32 protein-coding genes are annotated in these 23120 nt (G+C 51.6%); 13 read left to right on the top strand and 19 right to left on the bottom strand.

What is annotated here, in order from left to right:
* A complete protein-coding gene (locus CRO57_RS12970; protein ID WP_097153857.1) occupies nt 1–348 on the bottom strand; it encodes a plastocyanin/azurin family copper-binding protein in 348 nt (115 codons plus the stop codon).
* Nucleotides 348–872: a DUF4142 domain-containing protein gene (locus tag CRO57_RS12965; RefSeq protein WP_097154070.1), complete on the bottom strand. Its 525-nt coding sequence runs from the start codon at nt 870–872 to the stop codon at nt 348–350. Before CRO57_RS12965 ends, CRO57_RS12970 begins: the two co-directional genes overlap by 1 nt.
* Before the next feature lie 135 nt (nt 873–1007).
* On the opposite strand from CRO57_RS12965, the gene CRO57_RS12960 reads away from it, so the two are divergent.
* From CRO57_RS12960 to CRO57_RS12955, 3 genes are all read left to right on the top strand, one after another.
* Entirely contained in the window at nt 1008–1964 is a 957-nt protein-coding gene (locus CRO57_RS12960) for an AraC family transcriptional regulator (protein ID WP_097153856.1), read from the top strand.
* Between the two features lie 105 nt (nt 1965–2069).
* Complete coding sequence (locus tag CRO57_RS24785) at nt 2070–2225, top strand: hypothetical protein (protein WP_170956088.1); 156 nt, start codon at nt 2070–2072, stop codon at nt 2223–2225.
* Nucleotides 2226–2309: 84 nt separating this feature from the next.
* A complete protein-coding gene (locus CRO57_RS12955) occupies nt 2310–2705 on the top strand; it encodes an SPW repeat domain-containing protein (RefSeq protein ID WP_425291282.1) in 396 nt (131 codons plus the stop codon).
* Between the two features lie 258 nt (nt 2706–2963).
* Here CRO57_RS12955 and CRO57_RS12950 read toward each other — a convergent pair whose 3' ends face one another.
* The 3 genes from CRO57_RS12950 to CRO57_RS12940 all read right to left on the bottom strand — a co-directional run bounded on the left by CRO57_RS12950 (nt 2964) and on the right by CRO57_RS12940 (nt 5561).
* The gene (locus tag CRO57_RS12950; protein ID WP_097153855.1) at nt 2964–3656 is read right to left on the bottom strand and encodes a Shedu anti-phage system protein SduA domain-containing protein; all 693 of its coding nucleotides are present in this window, start codon (nt 3654–3656) and stop codon (nt 2964–2966) included.
* A 169-nt stretch (nt 3657–3825) separates the two neighbouring features.
* Nucleotides 3826–4827, bottom strand: a complete 1002-nt coding sequence (locus tag CRO57_RS12945; RefSeq protein ID WP_097153854.1) for a PDDEXK family nuclease — start codon at nt 4825–4827, stop codon at nt 3826–3828.
* A gap of 308 nt (nt 4828–5135) precedes the next feature.
* Nucleotides 5136–5561, bottom strand: coding sequence for a VOC family protein (locus tag CRO57_RS12940; RefSeq protein ID WP_097153853.1), 426 nt, complete (start codon nt 5559–5561; stop codon nt 5136–5138).
* Nucleotides 5562–5629: 68 nt separating this feature from the next.
* Between CRO57_RS12940 and CRO57_RS12935 the strand changes: the two genes are divergently transcribed.
* From CRO57_RS12935 to CRO57_RS12925, 3 genes are all read left to right on the top strand, one after another.
* Nucleotides 5630–6226: a TetR/AcrR family transcriptional regulator gene (locus CRO57_RS12935; protein WP_097153852.1), complete on the top strand. Its 597-nt coding sequence runs from the start codon at nt 5630–5632 to the stop codon at nt 6224–6226.
* Between the two features lie 127 nt (nt 6227–6353).
* On the top strand, nt 6354–6743 hold the full coding sequence (locus tag CRO57_RS12930) for a VOC family protein (RefSeq protein ID WP_097153851.1): 390 nt from the start codon (nt 6354–6356) through the stop codon (nt 6741–6743).
* A 4-nt stretch (nt 6744–6747) separates the two neighbouring features.
* Nucleotides 6748–7074 (top strand): DUF1801 domain-containing protein, encoded by a 327-nt coding sequence (locus CRO57_RS12925; protein WP_097153850.1) that lies wholly within the window; start codon nt 6748–6750, stop codon nt 7072–7074.
* Nucleotides 7075–7088: 14 nt separating this feature from the next.
* Here CRO57_RS12925 and CRO57_RS12920 read toward each other — a convergent pair whose 3' ends face one another.
* Entirely contained in the window at nt 7089–7748 is a 660-nt protein-coding gene (locus tag CRO57_RS12920) for a helix-turn-helix domain-containing protein (RefSeq protein ID WP_170956087.1), read from the bottom strand.
* Between the two features lie 111 nt (nt 7749–7859).
* Between CRO57_RS12920 and CRO57_RS12915 the strand changes: the two genes are divergently transcribed.
* Together CRO57_RS12915 and CRO57_RS12910 are read left to right on the top strand one after the other, a co-directional pair.
* Entirely contained in the window at nt 7860–8315 is a 456-nt protein-coding gene (locus CRO57_RS12915) for a MarR family winged helix-turn-helix transcriptional regulator (protein WP_097153848.1), read from the top strand.
* Nucleotides 8308–9015 (top strand): deiodinase-like protein, encoded by a 708-nt coding sequence (locus CRO57_RS12910; RefSeq protein WP_097153847.1) that lies wholly within the window; start codon nt 8308–8310, stop codon nt 9013–9015. Before CRO57_RS12915 ends, CRO57_RS12910 begins: the two co-directional genes overlap by 8 nt.
* 3 nt (nt 9016–9018) lie before the next feature.
* On the opposite strand, the gene CRO57_RS12905 is transcribed toward CRO57_RS12910, so the two are convergent.
* From CRO57_RS12905 to CRO57_RS12885, 5 genes are all read right to left on the bottom strand, one after another.
* A complete protein-coding gene (locus CRO57_RS12905; RefSeq protein WP_097153846.1) occupies nt 9019–9597 on the bottom strand; it encodes a dihydrofolate reductase family protein in 579 nt (192 codons plus the stop codon).
* Nucleotides 9594–10019, bottom strand: a complete 426-nt coding sequence (locus CRO57_RS12900; protein WP_097153845.1) for a hypothetical protein — start codon at nt 10017–10019, stop codon at nt 9594–9596. Before CRO57_RS12900 ends, CRO57_RS12905 begins: the two co-directional genes overlap by 4 nt.
* Complete coding sequence (locus CRO57_RS12895; RefSeq protein WP_097153844.1) at nt 10019–10513, bottom strand: SRPBCC family protein; 495 nt, start codon at nt 10511–10513, stop codon at nt 10019–10021. The genes CRO57_RS12900 and CRO57_RS12895 overlap by 1 nt, the downstream gene beginning before the upstream one ends.
* Nucleotides 10503–10844, bottom strand: a complete 342-nt coding sequence (locus tag CRO57_RS12890; RefSeq protein WP_097153843.1) for an ArsR/SmtB family transcription factor — start codon at nt 10842–10844, stop codon at nt 10503–10505. Before CRO57_RS12890 ends, CRO57_RS12895 begins: the two co-directional genes overlap by 11 nt.
* A gap of 222 nt (nt 10845–11066) precedes the next feature.
* Nucleotides 11067–11642, bottom strand: a complete 576-nt coding sequence (locus tag CRO57_RS12885; RefSeq protein ID WP_097153842.1) for a TetR/AcrR family transcriptional regulator — start codon at nt 11640–11642, stop codon at nt 11067–11069.
* Between the two features lie 80 nt (nt 11643–11722).
* Between CRO57_RS12885 and CRO57_RS12880 the strand changes: the two genes are divergently transcribed.
* A complete protein-coding gene (locus CRO57_RS12880; protein ID WP_097154068.1) occupies nt 11723–12316 on the top strand; it encodes an NAD(P)H-dependent oxidoreductase in 594 nt (197 codons plus the stop codon).
* Between the two features lie 144 nt (nt 12317–12460).
* On the opposite strand, the gene CRO57_RS12875 is transcribed toward CRO57_RS12880, so the two are convergent.
* Nucleotides 12461–13093 carry an HD domain-containing protein gene (locus CRO57_RS12875; protein ID WP_097153841.1) on the bottom strand — a complete coding sequence of 211 codons (633 nt, stop codon included), beginning with the start codon at nt 13091–13093 and terminating at the stop codon, nt 12461–12463.
* Nucleotides 13094–13223: 130 nt separating this feature from the next.
* Here CRO57_RS12875 and CRO57_RS12870 point away from each other — a divergent pair, with 130 nt between their 5' ends.
* Nucleotides 13224–13823 carry a TetR/AcrR family transcriptional regulator gene (locus CRO57_RS12870; RefSeq protein WP_170956086.1) on the top strand — a complete coding sequence of 200 codons (600 nt, stop codon included), beginning with the start codon at nt 13224–13226 and terminating at the stop codon, nt 13821–13823.
* A 6-nt stretch (nt 13824–13829) separates the two neighbouring features.
* Here CRO57_RS12870 and CRO57_RS12865 read toward each other — a convergent pair whose 3' ends face one another.
* Complete coding sequence (locus CRO57_RS12865) at nt 13830–14759, bottom strand: LysR substrate-binding domain-containing protein (protein ID WP_097153839.1); 930 nt, start codon at nt 14757–14759, stop codon at nt 13830–13832.
* A gap of 423 nt (nt 14760–15182) precedes the next feature.
* Complete coding sequence (locus CRO57_RS24410) at nt 15183–15515, bottom strand: EF-hand domain-containing protein (protein ID WP_170956085.1); 333 nt, start codon at nt 15513–15515, stop codon at nt 15183–15185.
* A gap of 303 nt (nt 15516–15818) precedes the next feature.
* Between CRO57_RS24410 and CRO57_RS12850 the strand changes: the two genes are divergently transcribed.
* Entirely contained in the window at nt 15819–16235 is a 417-nt protein-coding gene (locus tag CRO57_RS12850) for a hypothetical protein (RefSeq protein WP_097153836.1), read from the top strand.
* Between the two features lie 90 nt (nt 16236–16325).
* Nucleotides 16326–18098 (top strand): vWA domain-containing protein, encoded by a 1773-nt coding sequence (locus tag CRO57_RS12845; RefSeq protein WP_097153835.1) that lies wholly within the window; start codon nt 16326–16328, stop codon nt 18096–18098.
* A 318-nt stretch (nt 18099–18416) separates the two neighbouring features.
* Here the strand turns inward: CRO57_RS12845 and CRO57_RS25245 are convergent, their stop codons facing one another.
* The 5 genes from CRO57_RS25245 to CRO57_RS12825 form a co-directional block, all read right to left on the bottom strand.
* Nucleotides 18417–18551 (bottom strand): hypothetical protein, encoded by a 135-nt coding sequence (locus CRO57_RS25245; RefSeq protein WP_280176179.1) that lies wholly within the window; start codon nt 18549–18551, stop codon nt 18417–18419.
* 119 nt (nt 18552–18670) lie between these two features.
* Nucleotides 18671–19378 (bottom strand): hypothetical protein, encoded by a 708-nt coding sequence (locus CRO57_RS12840; RefSeq protein WP_141401246.1) that lies wholly within the window; start codon nt 19376–19378, stop codon nt 18671–18673.
* Between the two features lie 153 nt (nt 19379–19531).
* Nucleotides 19532–19828, bottom strand: coding sequence for an SH3 domain-containing protein (locus CRO57_RS12835; protein ID WP_097153833.1), 297 nt, complete (start codon nt 19826–19828; stop codon nt 19532–19534).
* A gap of 23 nt (nt 19829–19851) precedes the next feature.
* Nucleotides 19852–20277 (bottom strand): hypothetical protein, encoded by a 426-nt coding sequence (locus tag CRO57_RS12830; protein WP_141401245.1) that lies wholly within the window; start codon nt 20275–20277, stop codon nt 19852–19854.
* Nucleotides 20278–20419: 142 nt separating this feature from the next.
* A complete protein-coding gene (locus tag CRO57_RS12825; protein WP_097154067.1) occupies nt 20420–21073 on the bottom strand; it encodes a response regulator in 654 nt (217 codons plus the stop codon).
* A gap of 119 nt (nt 21074–21192) precedes the next feature.
* On the opposite strand from CRO57_RS12825, the gene CRO57_RS12820 reads away from it, so the two are divergent.
* On the top strand, nt 21193–23115 hold the full coding sequence (locus tag CRO57_RS12820) for a sensor histidine kinase (protein WP_170956084.1): 1923 nt from the start codon (nt 21193–21195) through the stop codon (nt 23113–23115).
* Nucleotides 23116–23120 lie beyond the last annotated feature (5 nt).

Raw genomic sequence — 23120 nt, 5'->3', positions numbered from 1 at the left:
CTACACCAATTCGATCCTACCCTTCATATGGGGGTGGAATGCGCAGAAATAGCTGAGTTCCATGTCTGCGGTTACCTTGATCGAGCCGGTCTCGGATCGGGCGATCTCTCCTGTGTCCCAGCCGCCCTCCATGGCCGTAGCCGTGTGCGGGGCGAGATCCTCATTGGTCCAGACGATCACATCGCCGACCTTGACCCTGATATGCTGTGGCTCGAAGGTGAAGGATTTGATCCTGACATGATGGGTCTCTGGTGATGCAGCCAAGCCAGTTTTGCCAGATAAGGCCAGAGTGGTGGCACATGCCGCCACCCCGACCAGAATATCTCTGCGTTTAAGGTTCGATGTCATTATTTCAGCGCGCCGACCATCATCTCGGCATGCTTTTCATGGGCTTTGAAGATCCTCAAGCCCTCTTCGAACAGAGCCTTTACCTCGGCATTTTCGATATTGGGAATGAAGACATCGCCAACCAGAGCATTGACCGCCTTGTGGTAAGCCAGCTCATTTTCGGCATAAGCCTTGTCAAATTCCGCCCCGCTCAGCGCGCTGAATTTGGCAATGATCGCATCGCCATCGCGGTTCAGTTTCTGGCTCAGGAAATTGTCCTTGGCCTGCACACCCAGCTTTTTCAAAAGCGCCAGCGCCAACTCGTTCACCGCTTCATGATCGCGGATCATCGTCTTGGCGAAGACATGAATTTCGGGATTCTTCGATTTGGCCAGCGCCAGATGGGCATAGCGAATGTCCAGATTGTCAGCGGTGTAAGCCACATGCGCAATTTCGACATCGCTCAGTTCTGCCGGGTCATTGGCAAAGGCCTGCGTTGCAAACATCATTCCTGCGATGGTCAGTCCGGCTAAAATCTTTCTCATGATCCACTCCTGTTGTGATTTCTGTCCCTTCCAAATACAACGCAGAGCAGCGGCCAAACATGCCAGATCATGCGAAATTTCATGCAGATCGTTCAAACCTCTGTACAGAAGCAGATATTGATGTAATCTCAGCTTATGCTTGATCTTCTCAGTGACATCCTCACCAGCCTTTCGATGCGCGGCACGCTTTATTTCCGCACATCGCTCACCACCCCATGGGGCATTGAAGTGCCGCCCTTTGAAAATGTCGCGCGCTTTCACTTTGCCCATCGCGGCAATTGTCTGATCGAGGTGGCGGGTTGCGAGAAGCCGGTCGCAATTGCCCAAGGGGATCTGCTCATCATTCCCCATGGCGCTTCGCACAAACTCTATTGCGCCCCGGAAACAAGAGACGCGGTTCTTCCACTCGACACCGTCATTGAAAAATCAGGCTTCACCGGAACCGGAGTTCTGGTTTATGGCGGCGATGACGATGACCGCGAGACGCAGCTCATCTGCGGGCATTTTTCCTTCGAGCCCCACGCAAAACATATCCTGATGGAACGACTGCCGCCTTTCATTCATCTCAAGAATTATGGAGAAACAGCGGGCAAATGGATGGAAGCCACCTTGCGGGTGATTGGCGACGAGGCCGGTGGCCAGCGCATGGGCGGCGATCTGATTGCGCTAAAAATGTCCGAAGCCATCCTCGCCCAGGCCATTCGCAGTTTCATAGAGAGCAACGAGGCCCCGGAATGGGGGCTTGGTGCCTTCTCGGACGACAATCTGAGACGGGCACTGGATGCCTTTCACAAATCCCCTGCCACACCTTGGACGGTCGAAGCGCTGGCCCAGACGGCCGGCATGTCACGCACCAGCTTTGCGGTCCTGTTTCAAAAGAAAATGGCGATGACGCCCATGGAATATGTCACCGCCTGGCGCATCGAAATCGCCAAAAAATTGCTTGTGCATCCCAGAAACTCACTGACTGACGCAGCAGAGGGCGCAGGCTATGCCTCTGACTCTGCCTTTGCCCGTGTTTTCAAAAAGGAAACCGGCATGACCCCGGCAGGGTTCAGAAAATCGATTGCCACTGATCATTCAAATTCATGAACGATCTGCACAAAATATAGAGTGATCAAACATAGTTTGATCAGACAGCATCGCCTATTTCTCTTCCAGAGCAACCAGCTCGCTCAAACAAAAGGAAGAGAAATCATGTTCCCACGTTTCATCACCAAATCCATTCACGCCTATCTCGACTATCCGGTTGCACTTATACCAACGAGGGGAAAGAATGACCCATATGACCGGACTTTTCGGGCTTTGTGGCAAGGAGCAGATGCCGCTCTGGTCTGGTTGACCAAAAGGTAGCTGCGACGCAGTCTGTGAGGCTTGACAATCCGGCCTTCGGTGCTTTTCGATTGCTCGCTGAGCAGCGTTATCTTTCTTCCGAAAATGCCCCGGCATTGTCCGTCGAAAGCTGCCTTGTCAGCAAACAATCGAAAAACATCCTATGGCTTATTGTTCCCCCTCGTTGGTATTAACCTCATGGCCATGCCGTTTCTGTTTGGCCTGGGTAGCGGCAATGGTCTGGCATTCTGGCTGTCCGTCGTGACCGGCATCGCGGCCCTTATATTGACGCTGCTGACGGACCACCATCTCGGTGTATTCCGAGTGCTGCCCTATAGCGTGCATCTCACTGTCGATGGCCTCGTCGGCATCACCTTCATCGCCGCGCCGCTGCTGCTCGGCTTCGCTGGCATCGAGTTCTGGTACAATATGCTGCTCGGCCTGACCGTCATCGCCGTAGTCGGCCTGCACCAACCCGAAGAGCGCATGGCTGCCGCATGACCCAAACCCACAACGCAAACGGGCTGCAGTCATTCTGCAGCCCGGCGCGTTTGGTCGAAATTCTGAGGGCTACATTGTGTCCAAGATGCAGAAGTTCAAAAGAATGACTGGAATGGGGGCTTACGGGGACTGACAGCACCCACAAGATGAGCACACAAAAGCAGACATTGACTCTCCGTTCCTTCGCTCCTGTTTTTGCGAGAAACTTCGGCAAGTTAAGATTTCTGTTTCCAAACAGAGACCGAAATTGCGGGAGAACTATTTCTCTACAGTCGGCAATTTTCTATGGTCTTGAAGCTTACTCAGCATTGTGCGTTGCAACGCACTATACGATCTGATCATGATCTGTGGATTCATCCTGTTCCATGCCGCCTTGAATTGACGTACCTGAGGGTCTTCGGTTTCCTCGTCAGTCCCGATCAACAGCACGCCCGTCGGTTCTCGAAACTGGTGAAGTTGCAGACTGTCGCGAAGGTACGCCTGATCGCGGGCAGCATAGTCGAGGTAATTCATGAGCTGACAGACGCCCTTGTTCGCTTCAGCTGACAAATACACGCGCTTCCCTTGTTTCACGAAGGCCCTTTTATCAGGCCCCTTCAGTTCTAGCACAAAGTATTGGACCCCCATACTGTTGGCGCCAGCAACTAGATAGTCGGGTATAAGTCCGCCAACCTCCCCAACCGAGGGCCTGAACGGTGCCTTAGGGAAGATCCAGCTCATGTGATGTCCTGTTGAGAACAGCCAGATTACCATTGAGAGTGCCTCGCGGTTACGTGTGAGGAACATCTCAATCTCTCGCTCCCCGGCTTTCGCATCTAGTAGGGCAACCAATTCCTCATATTGCGCCACCGTCACGTCGTGGGGTATCACGTGCTTCGACTTGTCTGGCCAGTCCTGCGGCCATCGATTAAACAGATCTTCACGCCAATTTTCTGCGTTCGTAAACTTCATAAGCTTCGCCTTCCCACTTCCAATTGGCGGTTTCTGTTTGTCTTAGTGAATGGCCTCTTTCTGGCAGCGTACTAAGGCGCTTGCACGACAGGCACGGGGGACACTGCGCGCTGCCTAAATGGCAGCTTTCGCTAATAGGTATAAAATCCGTCAAAATCAGATGGGCTGGCTACCTCGGAAGGCCTGTCACAAATCTCCAGATATGTTGGTCTAGGAAACTAGTTGCACCATCCTCCGTACCCTCAAACTTAAGCATCTCAATCAACTCCTTGTTAGAAAGCAGAATAATAAGCTTTCCACTCTCTCTCATCGCTCCTTGAGCTGCGCGAAAACAACCCTCATCGTGTCCCTTGCGAGAGATTAGAAAAGCTACGGTTCTGAGCGCAGAGGTAAAAAGGTACCGTTCGGTTGAGTAGATCTGATCCGCAGTGATTTTATCTTTATAGTTCTTACATTCAAACAAAATGACTCGTGTGCGGAAATCTCTCTGCAACGCATCCCAGAACTGATCTCCTGACTTGATTCTGCAAACGAAATCAAATCTGTTTGCACCATCTGTAGTGCGATGTTGATCGCTAAAGCCAAAGAGAAATGGGTCGAAAAGAAACGAAAACACTTCCCTGCATAGTTTTTCGTAATCGGTTGGTGTCAAGCCATCCTTAGCTTCGTGTGATCTGAGACGTTCTATTAGGGAACTAGCTACTACTTCACGCTTCTCGCGAGATGCAGTATTGATATCCTGAGTATTCATATTTTCAGGGTCAATGAGCATATCTAATCGCTGGCGAAGCTCTTTCAGCTCAACAGTTTTATTTCTCAGCTCTTGGTAATCCCACACGCGAATGTCAAAGTTTGAAGATGACCAACCTCTAGCATACGCCGTGAGGGAGCCAATGATAACAAGTATGGGATTTGATAAACGTGGATCCACGGAAACCAGTTGACGCAAACGTACCGCATTCTCCAAAATGGTAGAATTACTAACCCGTTTTAAGAAAAACTTGACTTCCACTGGGTGCCATAAGCCATCACGCTCGATAATCATATCAACCATGATGCCACCGATGAGGACCTCTCTCGTGACAACATAGCCGAGCGCTTCAAATAGGGATGCTGCAAACTCTTCCGCCTCGAAACCTAGTTGTCGCCCTGTTGACTTTTTATCAGTCATTCAAACTATCGCTCTCACTACTTCTTGCTCAATATTCACGGGGCAATATCTCCATAGACGACGTAGTATATAATTCACAAACCATCAATTACTCGATGATTGCTACCAGATATTTCACAGGAAGCGGAGAGATGAAATGATCATTGATGTAATGACAACGAAAGTCAGCATTATCCGCCTGCCGACATGCCCGCCTCCCCACACAGACATGCCATCTCGAAACCCTGACTGCAACCACCCTATGGCCCAGCCCACTTAACGAGGCCCAAGATAACAGGATGGGCCTCGTCGTAATGTCAGCATCATGATCAAGCCGGAAGGGCGTCTGAGGCATATTGATCGGCAAAGTCTGCGGTCGGCGGAATGGGCTTGATCACATCAATCAAAACGCCGTTCGGATCACAGGTGATGAAGTGGCGCTGACCAAAGGCCTCGTCCGTCAGTGTTTTCAGAATGGGCAGGCCTGCTTCCTGAACATGCTGGAATTCCGCATCCACATCCTCCACCTCGAAATTTAGGATCAAGCCATTGACCGTTCCATGTCCCTGTTTCGGGATGGTCTCATGATCACCTTTCAGGATCGCGATGTTTACGCCTTCATCTTTGCTGGATTGCAGATGACAATACCAGTCTGCATCAAAGCTCACCTTGAAACGAAAGTGATCCACATAGAAGGCCTTTGTTGCTGCCGCATTGTCTGTCTGGATCACGGGATAATATTGGGTGCATTTCATATTGCGTCTCCTTCTAAAAAAACATACAGTCTGTATGCGATATAGTTATGAGCATCCAGGCTGAATGTATGAAAGAGAAAGAACAACCAAGGTCCAATAAGGCTCGCACCGAGGCCATGCGCTCTGCGCTGATTGGTGCGGCCAGAGCTCTATTTGCGCAAAAGGGCTATGCGGAAACCTCCACACCGGAAATCGTGAAGACCGCGGGGGTCACGCGCGGGGCGCTTTACCACCATTTCAAAGATAAAGAGGCGATCTTTCACGCTGTGGTCACCGAGGAATTTGTCGCCGTGGCCGATGAGATAAATGCATCCATCAAGCCCGCTCCTGCCTCTGCAATTGACGCATTGAAGCAGGGGAGCCGTGGCTATCTCCGCGCCATGCAGGAACCGGGGCGCGTCCGCATCATGCTTCTGGACGGCCCGGCAGTCCTGGGGCAGATCGAACTCGACAAGATCGATCGTGAAACCTCTGCAGATACATTGCGTCTGGGGCTTGCCGCCGCCATGAAAGCGAGCGAGATCCGGACCCTTCCCCTTGAAGCCCTGACGCAACAGCTTTCCGCCATGTTCGACCGAGCCGCCCTTGCAGTCTCTGAAGGGGATGATCCTGAGGATCATTTACAGGTGCTCGATGCCCTGATTGCCACCTTGAAGGAAGGGTGAAAGCCCAAACATCTGTGCCAGATTGAGATCCTGGCTATAAAGATGGTGACTGTCGGCTTTCTTCAAGACAGGACATCAGCCGCCTGTTTATCCTGCCTGCAAGAAGTCAATTCTGGAGGCACTTTGAATGATCTTTCGCTACACGATTTTTTACGTGGATGATGTCCCGGCTTCACTTACCTTTTTCGAGAAAGCATTCGGGCTTGAGCGCGCCTTTCTTCACGAGGGTGGCGATTATGGGGAATTGGTCACCGGAGAGACGAAACTGGCCTTTTCCTCAAAGGCTCTCATGCATCAGTTGGGCAAGAACCCGGCATCCCCACGATCTGATAATCCGACATTTGAGATTGCGTTTGAGACGGATGATGTAGCAAGCGCCCTGAAAAGAGCGGTTGATGCTGGCGCGACGCTCATTCAGGATGTACGTGACGAGCCATGGGGGCAGACGACATCCTATGTCGCAGACCCCAATGGCTATCTGATCGAGATTTGCTCAGCAGTCCAGCTTCCGGGATAAATACATGATGAATGAAATTGAAAAAGCCGAAATTGCCGAGCACTTGAAGGCCCTGATAAAACGAGTGGTGCCTGAAGCGGCATTCGTCGCGAAATATGGTGGCACCATGGTCGAGGCCATCCCCGGAGAGATGAAATCGCAATTCTGCGGGGTCTTTGCCTACAAGAACCACGTCTCGCTGGAATTCACCAACGGATGTGATCTAGATGATCCCGATAAGATCCTGGAAGGAAGCGGGAAGTTTCGTCGCCATATCAAGTTCGCCAAACTCTCAGACATCGAGGAAAAGCAAAGCGAGGGCTTTTTACGTCAGGCGGCTAAAGCTCTTTGATTTGAAGCGACTTCTTATGACCAATTCCCAAGGCCCGGCTCTGCCAGATACTTCATGACATCCGGGCTTTGGCGCAACTGGGCTGGCGTCAGGCCAAACCATCGGACAAACTCCCGCGTCATGTGGGCCTGATCGCTATAGCCATAGTCGAGGGCAATGTCACTGAGCGGCACCCGACATGGCAGCGCCTGAACGGCCCTCCTTGCCCGCCCCAATTGACGCCAGAAGACCGGCGGCGGAAGGGAAAGGCTCTTGAAATGACGTTGCAGACTTCTTTCCGATACCCCTTGCTGTCTGGCCAGGCCATCGACGCTGCTTTCCGGTAAACCCAGAGCTTCAATGATCTGCGTGATCTCTTGATCAGGGCTTGCAGCATCATTGATCATGGCCTCCAGATTGGAGACGTTACCGACTTCTGCATTAAGCTCGGGAAGATCGACCATGGTTCCTGGCCGAAGCCGATAGCCAGTCAGAGTAAGCCCGGCACGAAGCGCTACCGGTCTCGGCGAAAAGTCCCAATGAGTGGCACACAGCATATCCTTTCCCGTCTCCACACAGGAAACGACAAGAATGTCCAAACACCCGTCCGGCAGGACGATAGAGGTCTCGTCTTTCTCAACCGTGTAGGACCAGCGGTGAACACAGGAGGGGTTTTCGTCGGTGAAATCAGCCATATAGGTCAATCTAAACATTAAAAATCAATCGGTCTAGCAGGTTGCACAGGTGACATTGCCGGTAAGATAAATCTTTTTATTGATTGCTATATACAATCATTGTATATAGCAATGATTATGAATTATGAGAATTTTCCGCATTACTGGGTGAACCATCTCGGGTTTCAGCTCCGAAAGGAGCTTGAAACAGCATTCGTTGCCAACGGGCATCGGGTGACCAGTGAAGAATGGGCCTTGCTGCTTATTTTGAGCAAACATGGTCAATTGAGCCCGCGTGATCTGTCACAACTGACATTGCGTGATCCCACGACAGTATCGCGCCTGATTGACCGGCTGGAAGGCAAGGGGCTGCTCGAACGCACCCGAACCCGCAAGGATCGCAGGATTGTTGATGTCGGCATAACGGAAGCAGGTCGCGTCCTGTTTGCAAAACTTGCTGACATTGCCAGCCGCCTTATCAATCTTTCCTTGCAGGACATTGCCCCACAGGATTTGGAGCTGGTGAACCAGGTGCTGAAAAAGATGTCAGAAAATCTCAGCAATCTGGAAAGGGGAGCAGATGTATAATTATAGTCAGTTCAATGCCGAGGATTATGACCTTGTGAATTTTCGCGGACCGCAACCCGGCACCAATGCTCCTGATTTCAACCTGACCCTTGCAGAAGGCGGGCAGTCTCGTCTGCTGGATTTTGACAATTCTTTCCTTGTGCTGGAAATGGGTAGCCTGACCTGCCCTTTGTTTCAGGGACGCCGGAAAACCATGAGTGCGCTGCATCATGAGCATAAAGATGTCAGCTTTGCCGTGCTTTATGTGCGCGAAGCTCATCCGGGAACCATGATCTCGGCGCATCAGTCCGATGAGGAAAAGCAGAGCTGTGCGGCGCGTCTTCGTTCGGACGGGGAAAATCGCCGAATATTGGTCGATGATCTGGATGGATCGGCCCATCAGGCCTATGGGGGCTATCCGAATTCGGTTTTTATCATCAATCACAATGGCTGTGTGGTCTATGCATCGGACTGGAACAATCCTGAAATCACCGCCCGGGCGCTGACATTGCTCAAACAGGGCAAGCCTGCCAATCTGAAAGCCTGGTTCAAACCGGTGCCACCAACCGTGAGCTGGAAGATATTGCGTGCCGGTGGACAAGGCTCAATGGCGGATTTTCTGCGAGGGCTGCCCAGACTGATCTGGAACAATCTCATATTGCGCAACATTCGTCTCATGCGTGGCAAACCGATGGAGATATCACCGGATGTGCACTGTTGAATGTTATCGGGTGCGATAGAACTGCATCATGGTGCCGTTTTCGCTGGGTTCAGATCTTGTGAGCTTCAATTGACTTGGTGTGCTGCCATCTTCAAACAGCCGTTTGCCACCACCAGTTATGATTGGAAAAATCCACAGGCGATATTCGTCGATCAATTCATGAGCCATCAATGTCTGTATCAGCCGGGCGCTGCCATGCACTTGCAACAACGGCCCGTCCTGCTTTTTCAGAGAGCGAAATCTTTCAGCAATATTGCCTGTGATCGGGTGGGAGTTCTCCCATTTCAAACTGTCCGGGTCTGAAGTCGCTACATATTTGCAAGCGGCGTTCAAGCGATCCGACAGTGCGGATTTTGGTGCTTTCGGCCAGTGGCCGGCGAAGATATCATAGGTCGTTCGACCCAGCACCATATCATATGGCTCGGACATGGCATGGCGTTCGACCTGTGCCATGATGCCTTCCCAATAGGGTGCTGCCCAACCGCCTTGCGTAAATCCACCGGAAGGGTCTTCGTCTGGCATGCCAGGAGATTGCATCACGCCATCAAGCGTAACAAATGTCAGGGCTGCAAGCTGTCTCATGGGGTTCCTTTCGGGGCTTTTTCAGAGCCGAACCTGCGGTGTAGCCAACCCAGAACAAGACCAAAGATCCCGAATTGCAAAAAGCCGACAACGAGTTCGATGCGAAGCCAATCCGTGATCGAAGGGACAGCATATTTTGCCGGTTCTGTCAGTGCGATATAGCTGACCAGGAATGCGCCAAAGATCAGGGAAATCAATAATCCCTCTTTTATTTGCACAGCGTCACCCTTCCAGATTTGCAGGCTGAAACTGAGAATGGCGCCCTGAATGATCATGACGGCGAAGCCCATTGCCATGATTGGCTCGGCTCGCAGGAAACCAATGGACGCAAAGTGATCGGCATTGATGACGAAATGCGACACACCCTGTGCCGCAAATGTCACCAGCATGAAGGCGATAACCGACAGGATATGAACGATCATCAGACGGCCTTGTCTTTTGCGGAAAGATACTCGGTCAGCTTGTCGAATGCCTGGTTCCAGCCGCCAGCACCAGCTGTTCCGGTCTCGACGCCGACATGAACCATGATCATCAAGGTTTTTCCATCAGATTCAGATAGTTCCACGATTACTTCCGTGATGTCGGGAAAATCAACCGGCATGCCCATCGACTGGGGTGAGATGAGTTTGCCGTCCTCATCGCACATGCTCTCGGTATAGACGAGGCGATGCGGACGCGTGACTTCCTTGTAAATGCCGGTGAACCACATCTTCATGGAGCGCTCGGGAGAAGTCATTTCCATGCAGATCTTGCGTTTTCCGCCCACGGTGACGTTCATTTCCGCGACTGGTATCGACATACCACGGGGGCCGTACCATGCCTTGAACAAGATCGGATCTGTCCACATGTTCCAGATAGTTTCAATCGGAGCGTCAAATTCGCGCTCAATTTTCACCCACTTCTTTTCATTGCTCATTCGGCGGTTCCTTCATTCCTTGTAGAATTCGGTCCATTGCGTCGAAGCGACCTTCCCAGATGAAGCGATATTGGTCAGTCCAGCTCGCAACGGTCTGCAACGGCTGTGTGTCCAGGACACAGGGGCGGAATTGTGCCTCTTTGCCGCGAGAAACCAGACCTGCAGCTTCCAGCACCCGGATATGTTTGGAAATCGCTGGCAATGTCGCGTCGAATGGTTCTGCCAGTTCATTCACGGTTGCGGTGCCTTTGGCCAGCCGTGCCAAAATGGCGCGCCGCGTTGGGTGGGCCAATGCAGAGAAAATTGCGTCAAGTTGTTCGTCATTATTCATGAAGGCTATATTATACCAATTCGTTAATTAATCAATGGGTATAATACTGACGCCAGCAGTTTTCTCTTCAGACAGCTCGTGCTGATGGGGTGCCATTCTGGCAGCGGATGTCGGCGCAGTTACGGCCAAAGTTTGCCCGGTCTGCACAATTCGAGTTTGCTGAATGTAGCGAATGACTGCTTTGAGTCTTTACTACCTACTTCTTGCAAGCCATGAAGGCGGCTAATGAGGGCAAAGCCAAGCATTTAGATAGGTCGTCAGTCTATTCCTGATATCCTTATCACTATGCAGAGCACAAAAACTCAATGCCACCGCATTGATGCAAAAGGACTGAATTCCTTCCGACAGTAAGTCGGTCGAAACATCTTGTCGAAATGGATTGTCTTTCAACTGATTGACTAGAATTCGCTCGTGTCGATAGATCGTAGTGGCAATATTTCCAATTTCCTCAACTGCAAGCGCGCCAGACAGTCGCAGGAATACATCAAATACATATCGCTCGCTTGATATGAAGCACAGTAATGGCATCGTGCTATCTACGAGTTCTTCGACCGTTCTGAAATGAGGCTTTGCTTCCATTTCATTGAGGACATCATCAATTTTTTCTCCAATGAGAATGTCCATCAAGGCGTCTTTGTCCTTGAAATGGGCAAAGAATGTGCCTTTCGCAACCTTGGCACCTTTGACAACCTCTTCGACACGCAAAGCCTCATATCCGACATTGATCACTATTTCACGAGCAGAGCTGATGAGCTGTTCTCGTGTCTTCAAGGTTCTTTGTTGCGTGGCTCGTTTCATAGTTTTTTGTAAACCGTATATTGACCGCGGTCAATAATAATGCAAATAAATGACCATGGTCAATTTAAGGAATGATTATCATGACAATCAAACGCATTTACATTCTCAATGGGCATCCCGCCGAGTCCTCGCTTTCAAAGCTGTTTGCTGAGAAATACTCGGATGCTGCAGAAAAGGCTGGCCACGATTTACGGATCACTCATTTGCATGATCTGGATTTTGATCCTGATTTTGAAAATGGTGGATATAAGAACGTCAAACCACTGGAACCTGATCTTGAAGTGGTTTTGGATAATCTCAAATGGAGTGAGCATGTGGTGGTGCTGACGCCGATGTGGTGGGGCGGACTGCCAGCCAAACTCAAAGGGCTTATCGACCGGATCCTTCTGCCGGGTGAAGCATTTGATACACGTAACACATCCCGATTGGGCCTTCCTTCTCCGTTGCTAAAAGGACGGTCTGCGCGTGTGATAATGACATCAGATACGCCGAACTGGTTTTTCCGCTTTATCTATAAATACGCGATGGTGCATCAGTTGCGTGGACAAATACTTGGGTTTGTGGGTTTCAAACCCACACGCATCACTCACTTTTCAGGAGCCAGTCACCCGGAACCTGCGACAGTTGAGGTCTGGTCAAAAAAAATATCTGAACTTGGAACGCAAGCTGCCTAAATCAATGAAAGCAGATCTTGGTTCCAAGAGATCGATCTTTACTTTATCCGCATAGTCGCCATTTGCTGCAAGATTGTGAGGGTGTGATTGATGCTGCGGCGTGGAGCGCCTCGCAGAGCGGGATGCGAGGCGCATCTGGGAATGTCATTCGGCAAAGGCAGAGCCATGCATGGCATCGCAGAAATTGTGGCGGTGATGGCCCTCGACATGACGTTCCAGTATATCCTCGGCAAAGGTGTGCATGGTCATATGGGGCTTGCGGCCAACAACCTCTGCAATGCGTTCGAGCATTTTGTTCTTGAAATCGGCACGGGGATATTCGACCAGCACTTCATCGACGAATTGGCTGTCGAGCATTTCCAATGGTACCACGCCGACATCGATGCCAGCACCCAGTTGGACCAACCCGATTTCGGGTCGTTTGCTTTGGGGAATGCCCAATGTGGTGTGCAGGGCAATGGCATCCCAGACAATCTCGATCTTGTCGTCCGGATAGCCTGCCCCGAGAAGGAAGTCGGCTGCTGCATTTGCGCCATCAATCTCAAAGCGATTGTCGCGTACATAGTCTTCCACCAGCCCCAGATCATGCATCACTGCTCCCAGAAAGAACATCTCCTGATCCAGTTTGGCAGAGGCCCGCTGCGCAGCCAGTGAGCCGAAAAAGTAGGTCCGCATGACATGGTTGAGCAGAAAAGGCTCGTGACTGGCTTTGACAAATTCCAGTGCTGTCTTGCACATCTGACTGTCGGGAATGGAGACATCATTGAAAATGGGCATTGGGGACTCCTGCGAAAAGTGCCTGATCATTGTCGAAATGAAGGACATGAGGTAAGTTTGGACTTGAATTGTGTACTGGATCGCATAAAAATAAGGGGCGGTCAATATTTATATGCGAAACGGTACAGAAATGAATAAACGTGGACGCCCGAGGCAGTTTGATGAAGATGCGGTCAATGAGGCGATGCAGGATCTGTTCCTGCGGCAAGGCTTTGCGGCAACGTCGCTGGATGACATAGCAAAGGTCACCAGTTTGAACCGGCCCAGCCTCTACAGAGCGTTTGGCAACAAGGAAGACATGTATCTGGGTTGTCTGCGGCACCGAACCGAGGAATTGGCTGCTGAGCTTGGTGGGGTGTTTGTGGAGGCCGAGAGTTTCGAAGCTGCGCTTTGGGGCTTTTATGCCGGGCTGATCGAGTATTATTACGAGGCAGGAGACGATAGAGGGCTTGGTTGCCTTGTCTTTTCAAATGCGATAGCTGATGCCCCTTCCAACGATCAGATCAGGGCGTATCTGGGAGAGACGTTGGAGCGAGTTCGCCGGGCCATTACACGCTGTGTGCAAAAGCATCACCCTGATTGTCCTGATGCGCAATTGAACGCGGCCACCGAACTGGCTCTTTCGGTCTTTCTTTCCCTTGGCACCCGCACGCGCAGCGGACAGGAACGAGCCAGTGTAGAATGCGCAACCCGCGCCTCGGTCAAGGCAATTGCCGGCTTGGTCGGGTAGGGGACTTCATCCTTCTGGACCATCTTTGCTATCAGACTGTTTGTTCCAGGTTGCCAATGAACATTCGAGCTCATCCATCAGCCAGGATTTGAACTTCCTGACACTTGGATTGCGCTCGGATCGTTTGCTGCAGGCAAACCAATAGCTTGACCCGAGGTCTGATCGTATGTCGAAGGGAGAGACAACCAATCCTCGCTCCAAAGCATCGCAAGCAACGATTTCCCATGCCATGAAGATCCCTTGTCCGGTCATCGCTGCATCTAAACACAAAGAGCCGTCCGCATAGGTGGGGCCGGGGATCAGATCTTGTCCTGAAAGACCGACTTCAGCGAGCCATGGCTTCCAACCTATGAATTCGTCATTCTCGCGAATGATCGGAAATTTCAAGATATCTGCGGGTGTTTTGATTTGTGCGGCAATGCCGGGCGAGCAGACTGGAAAGACGTGCTTGTCCAGCAATTTGGTGACACCATCGTCTGATCCAAAATTGGCTCCAACCCGGATGCCGATGTCAACCTCGGAATTCTCCAGATCGACCACATCATTCGTGGGTAGAATACGCAAGGAAATGTGAGGATTCTGATCGGTGAATTTCTTTATTCTCCATATAAGCCAACGGCTTGCAATGATAGTGGCAACGGTGACCGTCAGGGTGTTCTGGTTGTTGTCCCTTATGTCCGAGACAATGTTCGACAATTCCTGAAAGACTGATGTCAGTCTTGGGGCAATCTCAATGCAAATGTCCGTTGGTTGCAGTCCGGTGGAGGAGCGCACAAACAGCGTTTGTTGCAAAGCAGCTTCTGTTTTTGCCAGTCTTTGGCTGAGTGCGCCAACCGTCACGCCCAGCTCTTCTGCTGCACTGCGCATGGAGCTGTGCCTGGCAAGCACTTCTATGGTTCTGAGTGATGAGATCGAAAGGCTGTTGAGATTTTGCATTTAGATAAACTAAACACATTGCCTTTCGAAGTCGATTCCGAATTGCGACAATGTCCGCGATAATTGGGGCATGATACAGACTATGACAGCATATCTTGCACGCCTCTGGAAACGACTGTTGCAAACAGATGATGGGTTTCATGATGGGGCAAATTTCGACCGGGACCCCCTTGCGCATCCTGATATTCAAAGGATGACAGAAAATCAGAAAGCGGATCTTCCCTTCTGTGCGTCTTGCGTAAAACCTGAATAGAGCCGGCTCTGTATGTGTCAGAGCAACCTGCAGAATGCTTTTGATCAGGGAATGAAATATGGGCCATCTATTGTGCGCTGATCATTGGCGTGATCGGTTTCTGGTGGCGCTGATATTGGGTGTGTCTCGGTCAAGGCAATTGCCGGGTTGGTCGGGATGGGATGGTTGTTTCAGAGCTTGCCGGATCGGAAATCGTTATCGGCAGTCCGTAGCTCGATGGGTGACAATATTCCGTTCTTATCCTTGTCTACAATTGAAAAGGCAAAGCCATAGGCACGAAAAAAGCGGATGCGTTTCGCAGCGGGCTGCCCCGCCGTTGCCATCAGATTCACAAAAGTGCGAAATTCGCTTTTGTTCAATTTCTGATCGGCATTTGTGTCAGCCTTGATGAAGGCATTGATCTCGGTTCGGTTTGCTTTGACTTTTTCAGCCCAAAGGCTGCCGGTACTCATGAAGACCGTGACTATGGATGCAATGGCAATCAACGGTGTCGATGGGTGCATTCCTGACTGTCCTATTTGCCGATTGTCTGCTTGGGCCTTTGCTGTCGGCGCGCGGGAGTGCAGAGGCTTTGATCTTCTGATCCTCATGATTGTCCCCCAGATCCTGGTCAAAATCCGCATTTTCTGGTGAAGATGACACGGTGCGCATCATGCAGGCCTTTGATGCAGCTTGTCAAAGTTTGCGTTCTTTTGGGGTGTTGACCCCATACAGTCAGCCTTGAACATTTGGCATTTTCCTTACATCGAACTTCACAACAGCTTCAGCCCCAACCGAGCCGGGGCCTACCCAGAGGGAAATGACCAATGAATACTTTTAGCAAAATCTCACTTTGTGCAGCCGCCGCACTTGTTTCTGCTGCCTGCCTGTCTTTCTCCGTTTCGACACCAGCAGAAGCTGCTTTCAATATCTGCAAGAATGTGAAGCTTCATGTCGACAACAAATCCTCCAAGACCGTTCGCCTGTTTGATATCGACTATTATGATTATGCCAAACGCAAATGGCGCTCCGAGCCGATCCGCGATTTCATCATGCAGCCGGGTGCAAAGTTCCGCAGAACACACAATCTGGAAAAGGTGAACCGGACCGAGACAAAGATCCGGGTGAAATATCGCACATTGAAATCCAACGGTCGCTGGAACAATGCCCAATATTGGTATTACGACTCTCCCAAAAAAGTCTGCAGAAATGGCAGCAAGTTCAAGATCAATATCTGGCAGTAAGCCGATCTGACCAGCCAGCCACGCTTCATTCCTCCCGGGAGCGTGGCTTTTGTGTTTCATACGTATATTTGGAAACAAGGATATAGAACCATGTTGAAAAAATATTCCCGCCCGTCTCTGCTGCTGATGACATCCTCATTTCTGGTTCTGGCCATTGCCATGTTGGCCGGCTCTCAATTGCTGGAAAGCAACAAGATCGAACCGTCTTCCGGCGGGACGCTGTCCCTATCATCGGAGCCGGTGAAGCCGGCCAATGACCAATATCTGAACGAATTGAAGAGTCCCCTGCCTTCCACCCGTGTGGAAATGGGCAAGGGGACTGCTCAGAGCCATGCTCCGCAACGCAATCTTGTAGGTCTGTTCAATATGTCGGGACAGCAGGCGGGTGGTATGTCCAGAAAGGCTCGAATATCGAGCACCGATCACATGCCCGCACCGCCCCCCACCATGCTGGATCGCGAGCGCTTTCCTGATATGGAGCAAAATCCTCTCAAACAAAGTCTGGAAGATCCGGTTTCTACCTTTTCCATAGATGTCGATACCGCCTCTTATTCCTTTGTTCGCAGCAATCTGAATGCGGGGCGCTTGCCCAAGCCTGATGCGGTTCGCATTGAGGAAATGGTGAATTATTTTTCCTATGATTATGAGAGGCCAGTCTCTCTGGAGAGGCCTTTTTCATCGAATATATCGGTGATGCAGACCCCCTGGAACAAGGCTACCCGGCTGCTGCATATCGGTATTCAGGGCTATAAGCCTGATCTGGCCAGTCTGCCGCCACAGAATCTGGTCTTCCTGATTGATACGTCCGGGTCCATGAGAGCGCCAAACAAGTTGCCTTTGCTTCAGCAATCCTTCCGTCTGCTGTTGTCTTCATTGCGGCCGGAGGATGAGGTCGCCATCGTGACTTATGCGGGCAGTGCGGGTGTTTTGCTGGAACCTACGAAAGTTGCCGACAAGGATCTTATCCTGAGCAAACTGAACCAGTTGGGTGCGGGTGGCTCCACTGCCGGGCAGGCGGGTCTCAAGCAAGCCTATGCAGTGGCGAGCCAGATGAGTGGGCAGGGCGAAGAAGCGCGCGTGATCCTGGCCACCGATGGTGATTTCAATGTCGGTCTTTCCGATCCGGAAAGCTTGAAGCGCTATGTATCGGACCAACGCAAAAGCGGTACAGCCCTTTCCGTATTGGGATTTGGACGTGGCAATTATAATGATGCCTTGATGCAGACATTGGCACAGAATGGCAATGGTGTTGCTGCCTATATCGATACCTTGTCCGAGGCGCGCAAGGTGCTGGTGGATCAAATGGTCAGCTCTCTGGTTTCCATCGCACAGGATGTGAAAATCCAGGTGGAGTTCAATCCATCGAAAATTGCGGAATATCGACTGGTGGGTTACGAGACACGGGCGTTGAAGAATGAAGACTTCAACAATGATCGTGTTGACGCTGGCGATATCGGGGCCGGACATACGGTGACAGCTATCTATGAGATCACGCCGGTCGGGTCGCCAGCGGTTAAGCTTGATGAACGCCGCTATGGTGCAAACTCCCCGAAAAAGGTTTCATCCGACAGGAGCGATGAACTTGCTTTTGTCAAGATCCGTTACAAGAAACCCGGACAGTCGCACAGTAACCTGATCAGCACGCCTGTGCTGGAAGAGGAGCAGGCCATCAACCGCACCGAGACACGATTTGCGGCGGCTGTTGCAGCCTTTGGTCAATATCTGAAGGGAAGCAAATATCTCGAAGACTTCTCTCTGACCGAGATCGAAAATCTTGCCAGAGCCAATCGAGGGACGGATGATTTTGGTTATCGGGCGGAATTTCTCAATCTCGTTCGTCAGGCCCGGATAGCCCGGCGATAGGATTTGTTCCTGACTGTATACTCATGCAAGAAGGCCGGCTTCATGTCGGCCTTATACCAGCGAGGGGGAACAATAACCCATAGGATGCTTTTCTCTTGTTTGCTGACAAGGCAGCTTTCGACGGACAATACCGGGGCATTTTCGGAAGAAAGATAACGACGTTCAGCGAGCAATCGAAAAGCACCAAAGGCCGGATTTTCAAGTTTGGTGGACTACGTCGCTGCTCCCTTGCGGTCAACCAGATCAAGACGGCATCCGCTCCTAGTCACAAAACCCGAAAAGTCCGGTCATATGGGTTATTGTTCCCCCTCGTTGTTATTATTGGTTCCAGTCAAAACGGATATCGGTCTTGTGGTTGTTGCCAATCGGGTTACTGGCAGCAAATGAGGACACGTCCCCCGCAAGAGCGAGTGTGGTGGTGACAAGGACAGTTGAAAGTGCTTTGGAGATCATGGGGAGGTCCTTTCAGTTTGGCTGAAAGGACCGTAACGTGCGGCCTGTTCCCGCCCTATGGGGGAAATACCCCATTTGAAGTCGGGCATGCACTCATCGATATGATCAACGATCTGCGCCTAATCCTGTTCCCAATTGAGCGTGATCTGGGTTCCCTCGGAGTCGCGCAGGTCCAGTCGATTCGACAAGGTAAGGGCCAATTTTCCAAGGGTATTGGTTTTCCAGAAATAGATGGTTTGGCGTGTCGGCTCGAATTTGGCACAGGTGGTCTTGCCGGAACCAACGACAAAACGCGGGCTATCCCGCCTTTGAACATCGAAAGCCTTTGTACCGGAATTTGTGGCAGCATTGCTGAGACAGACGGTTACCAGCCGCTCTGAAATGCCATTGTCGAGAACAGGGCGCGGCGCAAGGGCTGATCCAACAGGTGATGCCAGGGGGGACTCGGAAAGTGATTCAGGAACAGGGGGTGGAACCAGAGAAGCAGCTGGCGGGGCAATGGCATTGTTTTGAATGCTTGCGCCACCGCCTGATGACATCGGAGCGATCCGGGATGCAATATCGGGCTTTGCAGACGGCTTTGCCATTTTGCGCTTCATTCTGGTCGGGGAGGTGGCTTTCCCGATATGGGCGCGTTGGCCAGCAGACGGATCTTCCGCCGAGAAGGTTGCTGATGAGCGGCGTCTCAGAGCTTTGGAAGGCGATTGGGGGGCAATAGGGGTGGCGGCATCCGGTATCTGGCCCCGTTGAAGGCTGATAACGTCATTGCTGCCGCTTTCCATCACTGTTGGCAAGGATTGATTTTGCGCCAAGCTTGCTCCTGCCATGAACAAAATCATGGCGGAACCAACGATCGCATACCTGCCTTTCGTTCTGGAAACTTCTTGCACCGTCCGGTTGCCTTTCCTCTTCAGTTGATGTTCCGGTATTGAAACCACACACCGGAACCACGTACTGGAACCACGTACTGGAACCATTGTCTATTTTGCAGGGTAAAGGTAGCCTATGTGAACCCATCCTGCAATTTGTCCAACGCTCACTTTGCACCAATTGCCTTCACAGAAATTGCTGAGTTTGAGCGAGCAATCGCCAGCGGGCAGCTGACCAATCACAGCAAATCGCAATCCTGGCCCTGCGCGCACGGGGAGCATCTTGCCCATGGCGAGCTTCACACACATGCGGTTGTCGTCCGCTGACATCGCTTTTGTCGGTATGTTCAGGCCTGCAATGAGGAAGGTGATGGCGGTGATCAGCAGGGATGTCATCACGGCACGCATGGCGGCGTCTCTGTGTTCACCCGTTATCGGCACAGACCGGTTTCCGTCATACCCCGATAGCAAAGCGGCTTTACATGCATGGAGAGCAACTCCCAGCGCCCGTTGGAGGTGTAAATGACATGGCCGAGGAAATGTTCGCCGCGTATTGAATCATCAAGATATCCGTCCTTGATGATAGTGACCTGATAGCCGCTGCCGCTCTGACGGACCCGGATATCCATCTTACCGATACTTTCGTCATTTTCCGGGTGATCCTGCACGAAGGGAAGAATGGTGCCGATCAGGCTGTCGGCTTTTGCATAGCCAGGCGCGACCTTGATTTCCTTGAAGCCTTCAAGCGGGTTTGACGTCATATCCGATGCCTGAGCCAGGCCGGTGCCGAGCATGATTGTTGCCATAAGCAAGGTGGTCAGGGGTTTGGAAATCTTCCGGCAGACAGGAGATGACATGGCTTTTTCCTCTATTGGCTGTTTGTTGCCATTCTGGATCATATTCGGTTGCGCTCATATGGGGTAAAGACCCCAATGTGTTTGTTGACTTGACGTGCCAGAACGTAAATTGATGAACCCGGCTCATTCATGAGCCTACGGCCTAAAGCTCAAGAGAGGCGTCGATCATGCCTTCTTTCAGGGCCAGTGCCATCAATTGAGGAACAGAATGAACCTTGAGTTTTTGCATCAGACTGGTGCGGTGTTTATCGACGGTTTTGACGCTGATGCCCAGACCTTCGGCGATTTCCTTGTTCGAACGTCCTCTGATGATCATGTTGAGCGTTTGGCGTTCCCGGTCGGTCAGGATGGCCGGTTTGGGATTTTCTTCAAGAACATCAAGAAATTGCTTTGCAATATGGCGACCACCCCTAAGAATATTGGGCAGCTTTTCATACATTTCTTCGTTGGAGGATGCCTTGGAGAAGAGACCATCAACGCCGGCTTCGATCAGCTCGCTTATCAGGCCGACAGCCGAGACGCCGGTCAATACCACAACCTTGGTATCCGGCGACCAGCGACGCACCTCCACCAGAACTTCGACACCCCCGGCAAGCGGCATGGATACATCCAGCAACAATAGTTCAGGGCGGTGTTTTCGCACCTCTGCGATCGCACTCAGGCCATCCCCCGCTTCGGCGACAACCTTGATGCCGTCCTGTTCAACCAGTCCGGGTTTTTCCAGTGCATCTTTCAATCCGGCGCGCACTATTGCGTGATCGTCTGCAACAATAGCATAATATCGGTCATGTCTCATAAGATGCATTCCTTTAGGTAATATCCTCAATGTGCCGGAGCTCCTCAAAAATATCCAGCAAAATAAGCCTGCTTGTTCTGCTGGCATTGCTGGCCTGCTCCTGGTTTTCGGCAACGGCCATGGCGGTTGACCTTCAGCCGGGCAGGGGAATTGCGGACCTTGAAAGGCATTTGTCTTTCCATGGCGACCCATCGGCGCGCCTTGGTACAATGCTACGGCGTTTCCGTGACGGTGCCTTTGAGACAGAAATGAAGGCATCACCGCGCTATCCCAATTCTGCCCCAATCGTCTGGGCGGCCGTCGAGATCGTCAATGCGACTCTGGATGATGGCCGCGCACCTGACCCGTTTGTTGTTACGCTTGCGCTGGCTTTGCCAACGGCAGTTGATATCTATGTCATTCGGGAAAGTGGTTTTACGGAAAGCCTGCTCAATTACACGGCCCGACAGTCCTTCGTGCCGGAAGACCATTCCGTTACACGCTTGAGAACACCACAATTCGAGATTGCCCCGGGCGAGACTGTGATCCTGATGGCAAAGCTGACTTTCGGCCCGATCCAGTCTTTCAATCTGGCTCTGGAAACACCCGTGGAACTGGAAGCGTCTGCATTTTCGTCTGGCATCTATCACACGGCATTCTATGCCTTTGCCATTGCCTGTCTTGTCTTCTTCTTCGGGTTTCATGCCGCGATGAAAAACTGGATCGGCTTTACTTATGCCGTTCTTTTTGCGGTCGCCCTGGGCTTCATTGCCTTCATCGACGGGTTGCTGTTCCGCTTCCTTTATCCCGATGCTCCGCAATGGCATTCCCTTGCCGGATTTGGTTTTCTTTTTGCCCTGTCCGGTGTCGGCCTTTTTGTGGCAGGTCGATCCATGCGGCTAGATGGACGCGAGACGATCCTGTCGCTGGGTGTCAGTTCACTGAGTGTGCTCTCCGTCATCGGTTTTGTGATCTCGCTCTATTCGCCCGGTCCCTATACCGCTCTGGCCGCCTATATCTTGCTTGGTCTGGTTCCCGTCACAACCTTCATGGCCAGCAATGTGTGGCGCAGGAATGAAGGCGATGTGCAGATCAGTTCCATGATTGTTGCAGCCATTTCCATTGTTTGCGTCATTGGCGTGCTGGCTTTTGCGGTGATGGGATGGGCGAACAATTCCGTGCTGCTGCCAGATGCGGTGAAAGCTGCCTTTGCCGCCATGTTGCTTGCGACAATGACCAGTCTGACAGTGCATATGATGAGCCTGCGCCGCAATCATGCAAAGGCGGTGAAAGCGCAGATTGCAGCCCTGCAGGAAGAGGCAAGGCGCAGTCAGGAATTGCTGGAAGCGGAGCAGAATTATTCCCGCGCGCGTGAACTGGCATCCCTGCGTCAAAGGCAGCTTGCAACTGCGTCCCATGATTTGAAGCAGCCCATTGCCTCATTGCGTATGAGCTTTGACAGTATTTCGGCAGAGGCCGCCCCTGAGCTGCGCAGTCGGATGCGAGAAGCATTCGACTATATGGAGCAACTCTCTTCCGACTATCTGAAACAGACCACGCCCGACATGCCTGAAGATGGCGAACATGAGCAGAGTTTTGCTGATGAGGGCGATCCCGACAAAGTCGAGGAAGCTTATGAGCTTTCGCTGGTATTGGGAACAATTCTGCAGATGTTCCATGAAGAGGCCATCTCGAAAGGGCTTGCTCTGCATATGGTGGCCTCTTCCCTGACGACACAGGTGCCTGCTCTTGCCATCATGCGTATTGTCAGCAATCTGGTCTCAAATGCCGTGAAACATACATTGACCGGGCGCGTGCTGTTTGGTGTGCGGCGGCGGGATCATCATGCAATCATTCAGGTATGGGATACAGGACCAGGCATGAGCAAGGCGCAGCGACTGGCATTTCGACAAGCCTACCGCAAAGGTGCCGGTTCGGACGGCCATGGCCTTGGCCTTGCCGTCTGCTTCGACCTTGCCAAGCAACACGGTCTGAAGCTGGATGTGCACTCAGTTCCCGGCAAGGGAACAAGGTTCGATCTGCATGTGCCGGTGTCCATGTGACTATC

Origin of the sequence: Cohaesibacter gelatinilyticus (assembly GCF_900215605.1) — a bacterium.
Classification (GTDB): Bacteria; Pseudomonadota; Alphaproteobacteria; order Rhizobiales; family Cohaesibacteraceae; genus Cohaesibacter; species Cohaesibacter gelatinilyticus.
Note: the sequence above shows the minus strand (reverse complement) of the source record. Positions and strands in the feature narration are given on the sequence as shown.

What these genes read in the sequence shown, in the direction of transcription:
- CRO57_RS12970 (WP_097153857.1), bottom strand. Translation starts at nt 348, where the DNA reads ATGACATCGAACCTTAAACGCAGAGATATTCTGGTCGGGGTGGCGGCA.
- CRO57_RS12965 (WP_097154070.1), bottom strand. Translation starts at nt 872, where the DNA reads ATGAGAAAGATTTTAGCCGGACTGACCATCGCAGGAATGATGTTTGCA.
- CRO57_RS12960 (WP_097153856.1), top strand. Translation starts at nt 1,008, where the DNA reads ATGCTTGATCTTCTCAGTGACATCCTCACCAGCCTTTCGATGCGCGGC.
- CRO57_RS24785 (WP_170956088.1), top strand. Translation starts at nt 2,070, where the DNA reads ATGTTCCCACGTTTCATCACCAAATCCATTCACGCCTATCTCGACTAT.
- CRO57_RS12955 (WP_425291282.1), top strand. Translation starts at nt 2,310, where the DNA reads ATGCCCCGGCATTGTCCGTCGAAAGCTGCCTTGTCAGCAAACAATCGA.
- CRO57_RS12950 (WP_097153855.1), bottom strand. Translation starts at nt 3,656, where the DNA reads ATGAAGTTTACGAACGCAGAAAATTGGCGTGAAGATCTGTTTAATCGA.
- CRO57_RS12945 (WP_097153854.1), bottom strand. Translation starts at nt 4,827, where the DNA reads ATGACTGATAAAAAGTCAACAGGGCGACAACTAGGTTTCGAGGCGGAA.
- CRO57_RS12940 (WP_097153853.1), bottom strand. Translation starts at nt 5,561, where the DNA reads ATGAAATGCACCCAATATTATCCCGTGATCCAGACAGACAATGCGGCA.
- CRO57_RS12935 (WP_097153852.1), top strand. Translation starts at nt 5,630, where the DNA reads ATGAAAGAGAAAGAACAACCAAGGTCCAATAAGGCTCGCACCGAGGCC.
- CRO57_RS12930 (WP_097153851.1), top strand. Translation starts at nt 6,354, where the DNA reads ATGATCTTTCGCTACACGATTTTTTACGTGGATGATGTCCCGGCTTCA.
- CRO57_RS12925 (WP_097153850.1), top strand. Translation starts at nt 6,748, where the DNA reads ATGATGAATGAAATTGAAAAAGCCGAAATTGCCGAGCACTTGAAGGCC.
- CRO57_RS12920 (WP_170956087.1), bottom strand. Translation starts at nt 7,748, where the DNA reads ATGGCTGATTTCACCGACGAAAACCCCTCCTGTGTTCACCGCTGGTCC.
- CRO57_RS12915 (WP_097153848.1), top strand. Translation starts at nt 7,860, where the DNA reads ATGATTATGAATTATGAGAATTTTCCGCATTACTGGGTGAACCATCTC.
- CRO57_RS12910 (WP_097153847.1), top strand. Translation starts at nt 8,308, where the DNA reads ATGTATAATTATAGTCAGTTCAATGCCGAGGATTATGACCTTGTGAAT.
- CRO57_RS12905 (WP_097153846.1), bottom strand. Translation starts at nt 9,597, where the DNA reads ATGAGACAGCTTGCAGCCCTGACATTTGTTACGCTTGATGGCGTGATG.
- CRO57_RS12900 (WP_097153845.1), bottom strand. Translation starts at nt 10,019, where the DNA reads ATGATCGTTCATATCCTGTCGGTTATCGCCTTCATGCTGGTGACATTT.
- CRO57_RS12895 (WP_097153844.1), bottom strand. Translation starts at nt 10,513, where the DNA reads ATGAGCAATGAAAAGAAGTGGGTGAAAATTGAGCGCGAATTTGACGCT.
- CRO57_RS12890 (WP_097153843.1), bottom strand. Translation starts at nt 10,844, where the DNA reads ATGAATAATGACGAACAACTTGACGCAATTTTCTCTGCATTGGCCCAC.
- CRO57_RS12885 (WP_097153842.1), bottom strand. Translation starts at nt 11,642, where the DNA reads ATGAAACGAGCCACGCAACAAAGAACCTTGAAGACACGAGAACAGCTC.
- CRO57_RS12880 (WP_097154068.1), top strand. Translation starts at nt 11,723, where the DNA reads ATGACAATCAAACGCATTTACATTCTCAATGGGCATCCCGCCGAGTCC.
- CRO57_RS12875 (WP_097153841.1), bottom strand. Translation starts at nt 13,093, where the DNA reads ATGCCCATTTTCAATGATGTCTCCATTCCCGACAGTCAGATGTGCAAG.
- CRO57_RS12870 (WP_170956086.1), top strand. Translation starts at nt 13,224, where the DNA reads ATGAATAAACGTGGACGCCCGAGGCAGTTTGATGAAGATGCGGTCAAT.
- CRO57_RS12865 (WP_097153839.1), bottom strand. Translation starts at nt 14,759, where the DNA reads ATGCAAAATCTCAACAGCCTTTCGATCTCATCACTCAGAACCATAGAA.
- CRO57_RS24410 (WP_170956085.1), bottom strand. Translation starts at nt 15,515, where the DNA reads ATGCACCCATCGACACCGTTGATTGCCATTGCATCCATAGTCACGGTC.
- CRO57_RS12850 (WP_097153836.1), top strand. Translation starts at nt 15,819, where the DNA reads ATGAATACTTTTAGCAAAATCTCACTTTGTGCAGCCGCCGCACTTGTT.
- CRO57_RS12845 (WP_097153835.1), top strand. Translation starts at nt 16,326, where the DNA reads ATGTTGAAAAAATATTCCCGCCCGTCTCTGCTGCTGATGACATCCTCA.
- CRO57_RS25245 (WP_280176179.1), bottom strand. Translation starts at nt 18,551, where the DNA reads ATGATCTCCAAAGCACTTTCAACTGTCCTTGTCACCACCACACTCGCT.
- CRO57_RS12840 (WP_141401246.1), bottom strand. Translation starts at nt 19,378, where the DNA reads ATGGCAGGAGCAAGCTTGGCGCAAAATCAATCCTTGCCAACAGTGATG.
- CRO57_RS12835 (WP_097153833.1), bottom strand. Translation starts at nt 19,828, where the DNA reads ATGCGTGCCGTGATGACATCCCTGCTGATCACCGCCATCACCTTCCTC.
- CRO57_RS12830 (WP_141401245.1), bottom strand. Translation starts at nt 20,277, where the DNA reads ATGTCATCTCCTGTCTGCCGGAAGATTTCCAAACCCCTGACCACCTTG.
- CRO57_RS12825 (WP_097154067.1), bottom strand. Translation starts at nt 21,073, where the DNA reads ATGAGACATGACCGATATTATGCTATTGTTGCAGACGATCACGCAATA.
- CRO57_RS12820 (WP_170956084.1), top strand. Translation starts at nt 21,193, where the DNA reads ATGGCGGTTGACCTTCAGCCGGGCAGGGGAATTGCGGACCTTGAAAGG.